The organism is Longimicrobium sp. (assembly GCA_036389135.1).
GTDB lineage: Bacteria > Gemmatimonadota > Gemmatimonadetes > Longimicrobiales > Longimicrobiaceae > Longimicrobium.
In genome coordinates, this window is the sequence record DASVQP010000048.1 from 23,907 (window position 1) to 39,622 (window position 15,716).

6 protein-coding genes are annotated in these 15,716 nt (G+C 70.1%); 4 read left to right on the forward strand and 2 right to left on the reverse strand.

The window, feature by feature from the left end; genetic code table 11:
* Positions 1-3 precede the first annotated feature (3 nt).
* Together VF584_11655 and VF584_11660 are read right to left on the reverse strand one after the other, a co-directional pair.
* The gene (locus VF584_11655; GenBank protein ID HEX8210823.1) at positions 4-6,093 is read right to left on the reverse strand and encodes a hypothetical protein; all 6,090 of its coding nucleotides are present in this window, start codon (positions 6,091-6,093) and stop codon (positions 4-6) included.
* Between the two features lie 144 nt (positions 6,094-6,237).
* Positions 6,238-7,194 (reverse strand): hypothetical protein, encoded by a 957-nt coding sequence (locus VF584_11660; GenBank protein HEX8210824.1) that lies wholly within the window; start codon positions 7,192-7,194, stop codon positions 6,238-6,240.
* A 1,644-nt stretch (positions 7,195-8,838) separates the two neighbouring features.
* On the opposite strand from VF584_11660, the gene VF584_11665 reads away from it, so the two are divergent.
* The 4 genes from VF584_11665 to VF584_11680 all read left to right on the forward strand — a co-directional run bounded on the left by VF584_11665 (position 8,839) and on the right by VF584_11680 (position 15,694).
* Entirely contained in the window at positions 8,839-9,027 is a 189-nt protein-coding gene (locus tag VF584_11665; protein HEX8210825.1) for a hypothetical protein, read from the forward strand.
* Positions 9,028-9,596: 569 nt separating this feature from the next.
* Positions 9,597-11,945 carry a DEAD/DEAH box helicase gene (locus VF584_11670; GenBank protein HEX8210826.1) on the forward strand — a complete coding sequence of 783 codons (2,349 nt, stop codon included), beginning with the start codon at positions 9,597-9,599 and terminating at the stop codon, positions 11,943-11,945.
* On the forward strand, positions 11,942-13,945 hold the full coding sequence (locus VF584_11675; GenBank protein ID HEX8210827.1) for a hypothetical protein: 2,004 nt from the start codon (positions 11,942-11,944) through the stop codon (positions 13,943-13,945). Before VF584_11670 ends, VF584_11675 begins: the two co-directional genes overlap by 4 nt.
* On the forward strand, positions 13,946-15,694 hold the full coding sequence (locus VF584_11680; protein ID HEX8210828.1) for a hypothetical protein: 1,749 nt from the start codon (positions 13,946-13,948) through the stop codon (positions 15,692-15,694). It begins immediately after the preceding gene.
* Positions 15,695-15,716: the final 22 nt, after the last annotated feature.

Genomic DNA, 15,716 nt, shown 5'->3' on the forward strand with positions numbered 1-15,716 from the left:
GGGTCAGCTCCCTGCGGAGGTTTTCTCGAACCGGTTCAGGTACGCCTCGGCGGCGTGGTCGTACGCGTCCCCGCCCCCGGCGGACGCCAGCGACCGGCGGGCGGCGCCCTGGCCGCCGGACACCAGCACGTACTCGATGTCCTTGCGGATCTCCAGGGTGAAGCACCAGCAGATCTTGATCTTCGCGCTGAAGGTGCCCAGCCCCACCACGCTGCCGTCCTGCCCGTAGCGAGCCTCCAGGCGAAGGAGGATGCTAACGGTCACGATCCCCGCCAGGCACACCTCGCCGCCGATCACCAGCACGAACCCCACGGTCAGGCCGCCCCCGGCGCCGCTCTGGAACTCGGCGTAGATGCCGAAGGTCACCCAGACGCCGCCGCGGATCGGCCCCAGCGCGATGCGCAGGCTGGCGCCGGCCACGATGCCGATGGTGACCCGCGTCTCCACCTTCCCCGTGGAGGGGGCGTAGCTAGCGGTGGCCTCCAGCCAGCCGCCGCCGCCCAGGATGAACACGGTGAGCGTGAACGGCGCCGTCTTGCGGGCCACGGCCAGGCTCACGTCCATGCGGAAGCCGCCGTCCAGGCGCAGCACGAAGCTGCTGCTCAGCCGCAGGTTGGCGATGCCGAACGCCCCGAACTGCACGTCGGGGAGCGGCAGGTCCAACAGCGAGCGCACTCCGATCTGCGGCAGGGGGAGCAGCCCCACCGCGAAGCCGCTCCCGGAGTAGCCGAAGGAGTCCATGAGCTGCGAGAGGAAGCGCAGCGCGGCCTGGAGCTCCACCTTCTCGGGCGAGATGCCGAAGCGGAGGTGTCCAGACTCGTCATAGGCGAGCGCGGTGTCGCGGAACACGGCCAGGACCATCCCCCCCACCGCCAGCTCCCAGTCGCCGCTGATGGCGCCGGTGGTGACGGCGGCCGGCGGGCGCCCCGGCCCGGCCTCCACCCGCGCGCGGGCGCGGAAGCGTCCCTTGAGCAGGCGCACGGTCACCGGTCCGATCGAGAAGAGCGTGGCCGGACGGTCGGCCAGGGGCACGTCGATCTCGGTATCGACCCAGGCGCGCAGCGACTGCCGGTCCACCCCGTGCGTGATCTGCACCCCCTGGTTGGCCGCGCCCGGAAGCCGCAGGCCGGGGAACAGGTCGTCGAGCTGGAGCCCGGCGAAGCGCGGGAACACGCGCGACAGGCTGAAGCTCTCCAGCCCCGCCGGCAGCAGCCGCTCGGCCAGCTCGCGCGTGGGCACCTGCGTGCCGAGCGCCTCCAGGCGCGCGCCCGCATCGTCGAGCGCGGTGCGCACCCTGGCGACCACGGGCGTCATGGTGACCCTGGCCGCCTCGTCGAACCAGTACTCGATGCGCCGGCGGTTGAAGCCCAGCCCAGGGACGCGCGGCGCGTCGCCGAAGGCGCGGACCAGCCGGAGCGCGCCGTCCGCCTTCGGCAGCCTGTTCTCGAGCGCCCGGCGCTGGGCGGCGATGGCGCCGCGCGCCTGCTCGGCATAGGCGGCGTAGCGGGTGCGGGTGCTGTCGCGCAGGCGCACCAGCCCGTCCCGTAGCTCCCGCAGCTCTTCCGGCGCACGCTCGACCAGGCGCTCCAGCGCCGCCTCCACGTCATCGATGACCAGGAGGTCGGCCAGCTCCGTGAGCGGGGGGACGAGCGCGCTGCAGGCCGCCATGGCGCGTTTTCCGACCATCCCCCGCCACCGTGCGAGGACGTCCGCGAAGGAGTCGTCGTCCAGCAGGCGTGCCACCGCGCCCTGTAGGCTTTCCAGGTTCGGCAGGGCGTTCACCAACGCGTGAAGCTCCGCGCGGGCCGCTTCGGGCCAGGTCTGGACGTTGTCGGCCAGCGCCCTCACCCTCGCGCGCGCATCCTCCACCGCGCTCCGGGGAGCCTTCGCCGCGTCGTCCAAGGCCTGCCGGAGCTCGGCGAGAGCCTCCAGCACGGCGGCCTGGAGCTTCGCCGGTTCTCCGGTGACGGTGGCGATCGCGGCGTCGACCCGCCGGACCTGCACCTGCAGGCTCCTCCCGATCCCGAGCAGCGCCGCGCGGGCCCGGTCCAGGCGCCCGCCGGACCAGCCGCCGAACACCGCCGCGGCGGCCGCGTCCAGGCGCTGCACCTCGCGCTGGAGGCGCCGCTCGAGCTCGTCCAGCCGCCGGCGGGCCTCCTTGCGCAGCGCATCCGGGTCCGCGGCCGTCTCCACGGCTTCTTTCATCGCGTCCGCGAGCTCCACCCATCGCCCCGCGGCCTCCTCGAAGTCGGCCAGCGCCCGGTCGACGCCCGGCGGAAGCTGCTTCAGGTCCAGGACCGCGACCTTCGCCGTCAGGAACCCGTCCAGCTCGTCGAAGGCGCGGTCGATCAGCGCCGGGGCCTCCTCCCGCCACGTCGCGGGGTCGAGCCCCCCCAGCAGCTCGAGCAGCCGGCCGCGAAAGCGCGACAGGCCGGGGCGGATCGTCTGCGCCGCGCCGTCGAACACCCCCTGCGCCGCCACCCCCAGCTCGCGGCATAGGTCCGGCGCCTCGCCCTGGAGCTTCCCGACCGCGCCGCGCACCCGCTCGAGGCGCGCCTTCGCCTGGCCCAAGAGCTTGGCGACCTCTTCCACGCGGCCCGTCTCCGCCAGCCGCGCCAGCAGCGGGTCGAACGCGCCCGCCACGTCGCCGGTGAGGTCGGAGAGCGCCGCCTCCTTCTCGACGAACTCCTTCAGCTCCCTCAGCTTCTCCAGCTCCTTCGCGTCCTCCGGGTCCTTCTCGGGAAGGCGGAGCGCCGGCGCGCGCATCATGGTGACGTTGGCGATCACCGCGCCCAGCACCCGCCCGGCGCGCTCGGCCACCAGGTTCACGCCGCGCGGGGACGGCGCGACGGCGTAGGTGAAGCGGTCGTGGCCGGAGCGCACCGGCTCCGCATCTTCTCGCTCGGCACCCAGCGAGGCGTCGCTTTCCGGGAGCGTCTCGACCTGCTGCAGCAGGTCCAGGTAGTCCACGCCCCAGACCGGCTCCCACAGGTCGGTGCGGCTGTCGGTGCCGGCGCGCGTGTCGGTGTAGAAGACGAGCTTGTGGGGATCCTCGATGCGCACCTTCTCCGTGGGCGCGCCGCTCTCGGGGTCGGCGGCCACCTCCAGCAGCACCTCCGGCCGGGGGTAGACCTCGGGTTTCGCCCGGGCTTCGGCGGGATCCCAGAGCGGCACCGCCCAGCCGATGTCGCCCACGTCGCGGCCCCAGCGGGTGTTCACGTTGATGATGCGCGCGTGCGGCGGGAACGAGCACGCCAGCACGAACCCGCGCATCGCGGGCGCCGCGCCCGACTCGGGGTAGCGCCGGTCTGTCTCCAGGATCTCCACGTACTCGCGCACCTTGCGCAGCACGGGGCGTCCAGCCAGCTCGTCCTGGTCGCCGCTGAACTGGTCTGCCCGGCGCACCGTGCGCTCGTAGATGACCACGTGCTTGGCGCGGTTCCAGAACACGCCGATGCGGCCGATCCGCTCGGTGGCCTGGTAGAAGGTGCGCCCCATGGCCACGCTGGCGTGAATAGTGGTGCGCCGGTTGTCGAAGCTGACCTTCTGCGACCCCCACCCGCCCAGCGCCGAGAAGCGCGGCTGCGCTACCTCCGCCTCATCCGAGGTGGGGACGCGCCAGACCGCGTTGTAGATGTTGGTGGACTCGAACGGCCAGGCTACGCCTCCCGCCAGCCCCGTGGTGGCGTGGTCGCGCAGGGCGGGGTTCTCGATGCGCTCCGGGTCGCCGGGAAAGCGCAGCTGGGCGGTGGCGCGGAGCCGGCACTCCACCCCCTCCCGGAGCACCAGGCCGGCTGGTTGCGCGGCGCTCCACGGCTCCAGCAGCCCGATCCGCGCGCGCTGCAGGCGCAGGGTTTCCGTCCACCGCGCCGCAAAGTCGCCGTACAGTTTGATCCAGTCGACGCTCCGCTTGCCCGCCGCGCGCAGGTCGGCGTCGGCGGGTGAGGGCGGCAGCCGGCCGGCCGGGGCGCCCAGCAGCGCGGCCAGCTCTGCCAGCCGCAGGAACGGGGCGTCCACGCGGCAGGCCATCCCGTACAGCAGCTCGAAGGAGAGATCCACCACGCCCGCGCCGGGGGCGCGCTGCCCGGGGAAGCCCAGGATGCGGCGCAGGTTCCAGGGCGCCTCCGCGAAGTTCTGCCGGAAGAACGAGGCGAGCAGCCGGAAGCGGGCCGGCGGCGAGAAGCGGAAGTCGGCCGGTTCATTCGGAGCGATGTCCTGCAGGTGCTCGAGGACCTCGCTGTTCTCGCTACGCTCCATCTCCTCGCCCACCCCCTGGGGAGGAAGGACCAGGGTGAAGCCGCCGGCCCGCGCCCGCAGCTCCCACCCGGCCCCCTCAGGCGAGCGGTTGCTCCAGTTGCCGATCTCGGCGCCCAGGAGCGGGTCGGGACTCAGCAGCGGCGGCACTTCGACGCGCGCCACCAGGAACGGCTCCGTGTCGATCACCAGAATGCGGTCCAGCGCCACGGCCCGGTCCGCCCCCTCCGGGGTCTCGGCGTCCTCGGGACGCTTCAGGTTCAGGGTGATGGTCTGCGAAGCGGCGTCGAGCGTGCGCTCGCGCGCCTCCACGACGAAGCCGCCGGACGGATCCGCCTTCTCGGGCTCGAGCGCGGTGTGAGGGATCACCAGCGGTAGCCGGCGCCGGAAGCCCGAGGCGGCGCCGCCGCGTTCCGGCGGCTCGTCTTCGGCCACGAACTCTTCGCCCGGGAGCGGGTCCTGAGCGCCGGGCTCCACGGTGGCCAGGCGTAGCACGGCGGTCAGGTCCACGATCGGGAGGCTGCGCCGGAACTCGGCGGCACCGCCGGGACGGAACGACACCGTCGCGAGCCATTCGCCGGGCTTCGCGTCCGCCTGCGGGAGGGGATCGATCCCGAGGTCCAGCGCCCCCACCCGCACCGTCTGTGGTTCCACCGAGGCGCCGGCCGCCGGCGGGACCCGCGCGGCCGCGAACCGGAGCAGGCGGACGCTTTCCATGGAGTGGGCGGAGGGCTCCGCCAGGACGGTCTCCGCATCCTGGGCGGGCGCGCTCAGGCGGAGCGGCGTCAGGAATGGCGCCCCTTCGTGGGTGACGAAGCCGGGGAGGTCGGCTAGCGTGTGGATCTGCCGAGCGGGCTGGAGCGACCACCGGGTGCGCGCCTCGCGTCCTATCCGGGGTTCCTGCGGAAAGCCTTCCTCCAGGCGTCCCAGCACCATCCAGGCGTCCTTCCCGGTCAGGTCCTTCGGCTCCCGGTGCGCGGCGCCCTCCTGCACAGTCTTCCAGCGGGGGAGTAGCGACATCGGGCGGCCGGACTGCACGGTGTGCAGCCCTTCCAGGTAGGGGCGGACCACGTGCCGGTTCCACGCCTCGAACACCCAGCGGTCCCGCAGGCCCCGCAACTCCAGCGCGCAGGCGCACGCCGTCTCGGGTCGAGACGAGAGGGGTCCGGCCGTGCACGGGCGCTGGACAAGCTGCACGCCCTTGCGCTCCTCCGCCTTCGCTCCGGGCTGGAGGCGGAACGGCAGCGGCTCGGGGCCGTCGAGCTCGACATCGCGCTCGAACTGCAGGGAGAGCGTCGTCGCGCCCTCGGAGGAGCCGGGGTGCCGGCCCAGCGACACGCGGATGGAGTCCTCCAGCCGGACCCCCAGCGCCGGCTCGACCGGGGCCCCCGCCCTGCCGGGCACCCTCCGCGTGGACTGCTCCCAGATCGCCGGGATGTCCCGCAGCCGGCGCACCGTCTCGAAGATCTCCGGGCCCGTGTTCTCCAGATCCCTCACCTTCAGAAAGGCAGCGTGGAAGTCCTTCCTCAGCTCCAGTTCAAGGATGACGAGCGGGGCGCCGCCGCGCAGCGCGCAGCGGACGCCAAACATGACGAGGGCCTCCCTGCCTCCCTTGCGGATGTGGACGTGGGAAAGCCGCGCTTCGAGGGGAACGGCGTCGAATGCGAAGGCGGGCTCGGCGGCGTCCGGGCGGTCGTAGACCAGGATGCGGGTCAGGCCCTCGAGGTCGTCCGAGCCGGCCTCCGGCCTCGGAAGCCTGACGAATTTGTCCCCGCGCAGCACCACCTCGAACTGCCCGCCGCTCTTCGTGAATACGCGCAACACCCGCTGGTCGGCCATGGGGAACCTCCGGCTACCGCCCCAGGAGGGCAGGGGGTTGACCGTTGACGGAAAGCATGTCCGGCGCAGCAGCGGGACATGGTTCTCTGTCTCTACTCGCTCCTGCGGGTGCGGCGGCCCGCGCCGGCGGCCGGCCTCGCCCGGTCAGTGCGTCACGAACGTGGACACGTACTCCGCCACCGCCGGCAGATCCGCCAGGATCGGAACACCAGCGGGGAGGGGCCGATCCCAACTTTCGGGCTGGCCTAGCGCCACCACCTTCCTGCCGTAAGCGAGCGCGAGCTTGGCTTCAGCATGCGTCCCCGTTCCGCCGGGCAGGGCGATCAGCAGCGTCGCCGTGAGCACGTTGATGTGGTTGCGGCTCTCTGCCGACAGCGGGTCATCACCAGGAAGATGGGTGTAGATCGGGATGTCCACCCACGGATTCGGGTAGCCTTTCTTGCAGGTCGCCTGCTTCGTCCCCTTCGGGCTCTCCTCGACCCTGCCGGGGATGATCCCGAAGGACACCCCGCGGCGGTCCGGAACGCCGCTGAATCCCCTGCACACCGCGGCCATCACGCCCGGGCCGCCGCCGGTCAGCAGGTCGAAGCCCTGCCGGGCGATCCACTCACCAAGCCCGACGGCATGCTCCTCCCATTCCTTCGTGGCGGAGCCGATCACCCCGACGATGATCCGCTCCGGCCGCCGTAGCGTTTCGGCGGCCACGAACAGCTTGGACCCCTCCTTCACCTCGACGGTGACGCTCCCCGAGACGGCGTAGAAGGCATCGTACCAGGCCTTGGTGTCTGCCTGGGTCAATCCGATGCACCCCTCGGTCCCCGCCACCCCGCCGTCGGGGTGGATCCCCAAGTCCGTCCGCGTGGTCGCGAACTGCGGTTCGAGCACCTGCATCCAGCACCGGTCCTTCGAGTCGCAGTAACTGCTCTTCGCAGGCTTGTCGAGAAGCTTGGCGCGCGGCGCGCTATAGCTTCCGGTCGGCAGCGCCCCGTTTCCGAACGGACCGGTCACCGCTGATGCGGAAAGGGATTTCGCGGCCCACTTCAGCGTGCCCGCCGCCTGTTTGCCCGTTCGCGTCTCGATCACGAATTCGATATCGGCCATTCGGAGTTCTCCTGTTCTCGGCTTTTCACGTTCCTGGGTTTGGCGCCTTGTTGAGCCGGCGCAGGTACGTCGCCGGCAACTCGGTCGCGGTTCGCGGCGGGGTGACCATGGTCCCCGGTATCGGGATTGCCTCTGCTCGTGGACCCGCGGGAACGGTTCGGCCTCGGGCGCCGTCGGTGCGGGCGCAACGCCCAGCGATTCCAAGGCTTGCGCAGATGCGCAGCTCTGACCGAGCTACGGTGGGCCGTCAAGCCGGTTGGGGTCACCGAGTGGGGGTCGGGAGCGCCTGGGAGTGTTCAGCGAACGCTCAACAGAGACTCCTCGACCAGTACGCCGGCAGCTCGAGCAACGGGCTCCTCGACCCCCCGGCCCGAATTGCGGGATGGCTCACGGTCCGCTTCGCAACGTTGACGCACGCGCGCGTGATGAACGCCACGCCGATCGGTTCGCGAACGTGTTAGGCAGTAGCGCTTTCGTGATGAGCCGAGCCCAGAAGCTGGGCAGTCGCCGGCGACGACGAGAAGCCGGCGATCCGCTCGCGCGCGACGAAGTTGTAGGTTTTCGACCGCTTACGAACGCTGCCCCCGGCGCCCCGAATGCGCAAATCCTGTTACCCTTCTCAAGAAGCACCGGACCGCACGAAGCCGCAAGGGAAACGTTTCGCGTACCCACACCGGGTGAGGGTGAAGGGCCCGCTTGGACGCGAGAACCTGACCACGAGGCGGTAATATGGGAGGCGATCCACTCGCTCCGGGTGCCGCGGGTTCTCTCGTGATAGTTTTCGTAGCTTTCGTTCTCCAGCGCGGGGTGCGTCAGCGCCGCGGCGTCCCCTGGCGCTCATCCTGGTGGCGCTCGTTGCGGGCGCTTCCTCGGCGCCTGCTCAGACGGGCAGGCCGGAAGGACGGATCGTGACGGTCGCCGTGCGATTGCCGGTTGATCGCGGGGCGTACCGCGTCGAACCGAAGCCGGGGGTCCGGCTGATCGGGCCGGCGACCGGTGAGGCCACCGACTCCGTGCTGCCCCTTTCGTTCGTTCTCCCGGCGACCGCGCCGGCGGGCCTGCAGACGCTCGCCGAGGTGGTGGTGGGCGGACGCCGGATGGCTGTGGCTACGCGGGTCGCGGAGAGACACGCGCTCTCCCTCCGCACGGGAACTCCCGGCCTTCATTCGAGTCGAGGTTGGCGAGACAGTGTGGCTCACCGTGGAGAACCGGGGGAACGTGGCGGAGTCGGTGGAGCTACGGCCCGGGACGCCGCCGCACGCGGTTCCCGGGGGGATCGCGGTGCCGATGATCGGATGCCGCATGGGCGCTTTGCCCGACTCAACGTCCTTTCGAGGAGATGGATGATGGTGAACAAGTCGGTGTTCCTCGCGGCCGCGGCCGCCCTGCTGGCGCTCGCGCCGGGCGCGCGCACGCGCAGAACCGCGTCGACCAGCAGGCGGAGGTCGCGGTCACGGTGCCGATCAACGCGTATCTCAACCTGTCGAGTTCCAGCGTGACTATCCCGACACCGACCGCCGCCGACGTGGCGGCCGGCCGGAGCCGGGCCCGCGACGCTCACGATGAGCTACGGCAGCAACGGCCTGATCTCGCTCAGCTACCGGTTCCCCCTCGGGCGCGGCGCTCGTCAGGTCGACGTACGCCGTGGGGACGCTGCGCCTCGCGGTGGACGGCGGCCCGGAGGAGGTGATGGCCGAGTTCAACGACGCTTGGCGGACGAACATCCCGGCAGGCGACTACACGGAGACGCTCAGCATCACGATGCCGCTCTCCTGGAACGTGAAGCCGGACACGTACTCGGGCGTGTGGGAGGCGACCATCGTGGGTTCCTGATCGGAACCGCCACATTCCCAACGAAATAGGTTAGCGGCGCCGGCTGCGTCAGTCTCCGCAGCCGACGGCGCTTTTTCGTGCGTTTGAGCGTAGCTGGAGAGCGTCGGAAGCCGCGGGGATTCCGGGATAGATGTAGGAACCGGGGTATGAGAAAGGAACGCTGCGGGGACGGCAGATGATCCTCCCAGCGGGTTTCCATTCCCCCTACCGCTTGGCCCGACTGCTGGGGCCTCCACTTCCCATGACTGCCTCCGCCGGGCTGGCCCTATGAAAGAATCACCGCGCCTCACGGGCACACCGTCGCGCATTGGCGTGGGAGTGGTTCTTCGCCGTTGCCTAGAGTAAGTTAGTCGCGGGCCATTTAATGCGATCGTCACTAGGAAGCCAGTTCAGTGAACTGTCCAAGATGTAGTTACGCCAATCCAGACGAAGCCGCACGATGCACGCGCTGTCGCCATTCTTTTGCGGTGGCGCCTCCCGGACCCCCCGCTTCGGTCAGCGGTGTAGGTATCATTGTCGTCTCACGGCCGCCATTGGTTGGACCCGCAGATGCGGCCACCGAACGGCACTTGAAGTTCTTCCACACCGACCCCCCGCCGCACATCGTACTGCCACCCATCGCCCAGGTGAAGGTCGGGAACGGAAGGGTGGAGGTCACCCTGAAGCTCCCTGCTGGTGTTGCCTTCAACGCGGAATGCGCCGCGGTGGCGCTGCGGTGGCTGTGGTTGCGCGACATCGCCGATCTCCTGTTGTTCCTGCATGCACAGGCCCCGTTCCCCGTAGCCCTGGGCCGGGTGTGCCCCGCTTCGTTCGAAATCGTCGACGCACGCGTATGGCTGGTAGATCTGGCCATGGACCTGGCGCCCGAAGCCCGGACGGTTAGGGCCGACCTCGAGGGGCTGGCGCGTCTGGCACGGGAAGTACTTCCCGAGGCCGACGAGCTGGTCGATGCAATGACGGGGACGGACGGGGCTCTGGACCTGCTCCGGGTCCGCGATGCCCTTGCCGGCCGCCCCGGGCACCACCCTGGCCAACAGTGCGAATGCGGCGCCACCAGCCCGCTTCTGGTGCGCTTCTGCGTCCGCTGCGGCGGATTCCTCGTCCATGGCCCGGCGGGAGGCGAGCTGCCGGCCCTGACGGTGGAACCCCAGACCCAGGCCGAGGTGCTCAAGGCATGGGAGGAGCAACGCGTCGCTCCACTCCACCACGCGCGACTGGCCGCGGCGATCTCCGAGATTCAGGGCAACCCGGGGTTCGACCGCCTGGTTTGCGCCGACCGGCTCCCCCGGGTCGACACCATGTTCTATCAGCGGGAGGCTGCCCTACGCGTGCTCCGCGGGATGCGCGGGCGCGCCCTGCTCGCCGACGAGGTGGGGCTCGGGAAGACGATCGAGGCGGGCCTCGTCATGAAAGAGCTCCTGGTCCGCGACCTGGTGACGCGCATTCTGGTCCTCTGTCCCCAGTCGCTGGTGAGCCAGTGGCAGGCGGAGCTGTTCGACAAGTTCGACGAACTACTGCTGATCCTGGGCCGCGATGTCGACTCTACCCTGGCGTGGCGCTCCGACCGTCTCATCGCCAGCTATGCATCCATCGAGGAACGGTGGCACGCCGAAGAGCTCGCCACGCAGAATTTCGACCTCGTGGTCGTGGATGAAGCCCACTACCTGAACGATCCGGCCAACGCGCGCGCTCTCGCGACGGTGCGCGGCCTTCGTAAGCGCTACTTCCTGCTGCTCTCGGCAACGCCGATGCACGACGACCTCGGCGAGCTGCATAATATCCTTACGCTGCTTCGCCCTGGCCACGTGGGAACGCGGGAGGAGTTCCTCACCACGTATAAAGACCACGGGAGCGACCTGGGCGTGCGGCGCGTGGACACGCTGCGCCGGATCGTTCAGGAAGTCATGATCCGCAACCTTCGGTCGCAGGTCGCGCTTGACTATCAATTTCCGCGGCGTCGGGCGAGTCGCCGCGGTCTGCAGCCGCCGGTGGAGGGAATGGAGGTCTACCAGGAGGCGCAGGCACTGCTGCGTGAGCACGCCGTGGACGGTCCCCTCCGGCAGCTGTTGCTCGACCGTGGGGGAGTTGGGGAGCGGCTGACTTCTGGCCGCGCGGCATTCGACGAGCGAATCGGCCAGATAGCGACCCGGCTGGACCGTCGCGGACAGGGGAAGCTCCTCCACCGGCTACGCCGTCTCGCCGCCGATCGGCGCCTCGACGCGCTTGTCGAGCCGAAGGTGGAAGCGATGATCGCCGAGGTCCGCTCCCGCGTGGGGAACCGGGACACTCGGCGAGGCTCGAAGGTCGTGGTGTTCTCCCAGTTCAACGCGACCGCGGGAATGCTTTACCGGCGCCTTGACGCGGCGGGCGTGCCCGCGTTCTGGTACGACGAGGCAGCGGACCGGGGAAGCAACGAGCGCGTGATCGGGGACTTCTACCACGCGGGTCCATCGGTGCTCGTCTGTCCCGGCGAGGCTGAGCAGGGGCTGAACCTCCAGTTCGCCTCCACCATGGTCAACTACGACCTCCCCTGGGACCCGATGCGGATCGAGCAGCGCATCGGCCGCATCCAGCGGCTCGGTAGCAAGAGCGCGGAGGTCGAGATCATCAATCTCGTACTGCTGAATACGATCGAGCAGGACATCATCGAGATCCTCGAACAGAAGATCCGGATGTTCGAGGCCGTGGTCGGCCCTCTGCAGGCGATCCTCGGCAACTTGGAGAAGGGCGAGGACCCGCAGCAGTGGTTCGGAGACATCTTTCTCGATGTATCGCTGGACACCGAGGCGGGGGACACCGTCACCGCGCGGGCGCATTGCGACCGCGCGATCGACGAGGCGGGGCGCCGAGCCGAGGAAGGAGACGCCCGGGTACTCAACACGCTGTTCGCGGACTCCGGCGAGTACTACGACGAATGAGCCAGTCTGCCCCCACCGCCGTTGAAGCCATCGTGCTCGACTGGCTACGCCACTCCGTGGGCATCACCCCGCACGAGGTGGCGCCCGGCGTGTGGCGAGTTGCCGCAGACGCCGGCGCACACCTGGGCATCCCCGACCGTCCGGTTTCGCTTGGCGACATCACCGTGGTCTGCGAGTCGTCCGAACTAAAGCACAACGTGGGAGCCGAGCTGATCACGGCCGAGCACCCGCTTCTCGACCACTTCATCCTCAACCGCCTGAACCGTGACGGTGACCTGCGGATGGTCCAGGCCTGGCTTCCTCCGCTTACGCACGGGACGGACGGGCGGATCTCCATCCCGGGGATGGGGTTCCGCATCGTGGGAGCAAAGGTGGCTGTCACGATCCGATGGCGCCCCGTGGCGATTCTGACATGGGACGTAACGTACAGCACGGACCTGCCGATCCAATCCCGGCTGCGGCTGGCCGTCGATGCTCAGACCGGGGCGGAGATTCCGGGACTGCTGGGACGAGTTCCGCTCGACGGGTTGCGCGACGGCCGCCCTGAGGAGGGCGACATCTCGCTCCGGGCGGCCCTGGAGGCGGGTGAACGCCTGGCGCTTGAGCGCGTCCGCCAAGACCTGGCTGTGTTTGGGGCCGAGATCGAGGCCCGGATGGAGGCGGATCGCTCCCGGATACAGCGGCACCTGGTTGCCGAGCTTGCCAGGCTGGAGACCGGGCACGGAAACGACGCGTCGGCGCGCGAACAGGTCGACGAGTGGGCACGCAGCGAGCTGGACGGTCTCGTCTCCAAGTACCGCTGCACCGCTCGGCTATCGCTCCGGGAGGTGATGTGTGCCTGGTTCCCGAGCCTCGGCTGGACGCTCAGGGTGCCGGGGCGGACGCGCAACCTGGTGTCTACCGAGTTCCATTGGTCGCCGATCGACGGCCTGAATCGGCCGGCGTGTGCCCGGTGTGGCGATCCCTCGGTGTATGCGGCATGCATTCCTGGCCAGCACGTGCACTGCGTGTGCACCGTTGCCCGGGGCGCCTGCTCCGCGTGCGGCGAGGTGGGGTGCGAGGTGCACATCAGCACCTGCGCCATCGGGGGGGAGCTGCTGTGCGGCGACCACATGGGTGCCTGCGCCGGCTGCGGCGCATCGGCGTGCGACAGCCACAGTGCGCCCGCCCACGGCCGTCCCTCCAGCCGCGTCTGCCCGAGGTGTGCGCGGAACTGCACCGGTTGCCCGCCGGGGGTTGCCTGGGTCGCCGCCGACCTGGAGGAGTGTGCCTCGTGCGGGGAAGGCGTATGCAGCGCGCACGGCGAGACGTGCGCGGCCTGCCGCGACTTCCACTGCGTCACTCACCTGGTGCTGGCCGCCGACGGCACCCTCCTCTGCGAGCGCGACCGGGCCGAGTGCCGGCACTGCGCGGCGGACGCGAACGTCCATCGTCGCCCGCTCACACGTTGCGTGGTGTGCGGGGGTGGAACCTGCGGCGCTCACCAGCGCACCTGCGGGGTGTGCGGAACCCGCAGCTACGGCTCCACGCATGCGCTGAAGGTCTGCCGTGGGTGCGGCCGCGAGTCGTGCGGCCAGGGAGGGTGTGCTGCGGACAACTCGGTGTGCGCCGGCTGCCATCTTTCCTACTGCACCCGGTGCGGCAAGGGAATGAGCCTGACCGGAGCGTACACTGAGGAGTTCGGAGTCCCCGGGCCGCTCTGCCAGCGCTGTGTGAAACTCGCCCCGCCGGCGAGCCATGCCGACTACCTCGCCTGGCTTCGGGGTGTGCGCTACCGCCTGCCGGTGGAGCACGGCGAGCTGCTGGAGCAGATGCTCGGGCAGCAGCGCCATCTCCGCATCTACGTTCGCAGCGAGGGCGCGGGCCGCGTGTGCGCGTTGCGTGCCGTGCGGCCGTTCTGGGCGCTGCTGACCCCCTCCCTGAAGGACCGGGTGCTGTGGATCCGCGCGGACGCGGGTACCGGGCTCCACTCCCACATCGCGCCCTTCCGGACGCGCTAGATGCTCACGACAGGGTCCGACCGACACGGCGGCAGCGTCACCGCCTTCCTGCGGGAGGCGGACCCGTGCAGCGACAAACTTCCCACGCACGTCCGCCTGGGCGCCTTGTACGCACACGCTCGAAACGGAGAAGTCGCCGCGGCCGCGCATCAATTACTGAACGATGATAAAGCAGGAGGTGAGCTGCAGCTGCATTCCGCGCTGCTCCTGGCGCGGAGCGGAGACTTCGCGGGAGTCCGCTTTCTGCTGCGTGCCCGCGAGGGCGCGACCGCTCTGGATGCCGCGGCCGCCGAGATGGCCCTGCGCAACTGCGCGCGCTTCCCGCTGGCCGCGCTGGCGACTGCATGCCTGGTCCCCCCGATTCCCGACGCGCTCCTGGAGTTTTCCGACGAGCAGGTTCGAACGCTCGACGAAATCCGCGAGCCGCTGGCGCGGCTTGCCGCGCACGGGGCGCTCCCAGGCCGTGCGCTGGGGACGGGCGTGGTTATCCAGCGGCCCCTGCGCCGGGCCGCGGGGTTCCGGCACACCGGGTTCGTCCTGCTCCGCGGCGAGCCCCGGCCCCGGCTCGTGCCATTCGACGAGGGGGACCTGTTGAACCGCGACGCCGCGGACGCCATTCGCGCTGGCTCGTCGGTGGTCGCCGCGTACGCCGCCGGGCGGCCATGCGAGATGCTCCTGCTGTACGTCCTCACCGGGCGGACGGACCTCGGCGAGCCCATCGCCCAGGCGGCGCTCGGCGTCGACGGAGGCGACATCGGGATGATCGCCGCGTTCGTGCAGGGAAGGTCGCCCAGCTACCGGATCGTCACCGCGTCAGGGCGGCACCGGCTCCATTCGTACCTCCCGGAACGGCAGCAGCTGGGCGGCACGTGCATCTGGCATCCCGAGAACGACGAGAAGCGGCCGCTGATGTTGTGGGGCAGCGTGATCCCGCCCGCAATCCGACGCTGCGTGCTGAAGGACTTCCGCAGCCGCACGTCTCTCGACTATGGGATTCGCGCCCGCACCTTCACCGTGAAGGGAGCCTCCGGCGGCGAGCGCCACGAGATCTTGACCCGAGGAGGGCAGTCCTGGGTGCGGCCCGGTGCCGGGAATCCCGCAGAGGTCGTATATGTGGCGCCAAGCACGAGCGGTACCGGCTCGCCCTTCACGCTCGAGGACGACGCGGTCTCCGACGCTGAGGCGTCTGCGATCATCGCGGGTTGGCGCGCGGCGAACCCCCAAGCATGGGGTGTCGCCCTAGCTGCTCCTACCGCACAAGAGCCCAAGCGCTGCGTACTAGCCCGCGCCTACGACGGGTTCGGCCAGGTGCGGTCAGCCGAGGCTGGAGCCCTGGTTTCTTTCGTCGAGAAGGATGGGAAAGTCGTCTATACGCAGGAGCTCGATTTCGAGTTGACCGGGGGGTGTGGGGGCTGCATGGGCGTTGGCTATCAGCCCTGCAGCGCCTGCGGCACCGAGGGGAAGGTCACGTGTTCCCGCTGTGGCGGCGCCCGACACATCCTCTGCACGCAGTGCAGCGGTGGGAAGGCCCCCTGTGGCCACTGCGGCGGCACCGGAACGCGCTCAGGCGGCGCTTGCAGGACCTGTAACGGGAGCGGTTTCTGGAAGTGCGCGAGCTGTCACGGACGCGGCGGTTTTGTGTGCGGTTGCGACAGTGGTAGGGTACCCTGCCCCTGGTGTGAGGGCAGGCATCTCACCCGCTGTTCCTGCAGCGGTCGCCTTCCTGCCACCATCGTGCGGCGGAGCTGAGCATGGGCTGCACCAAAGAAGC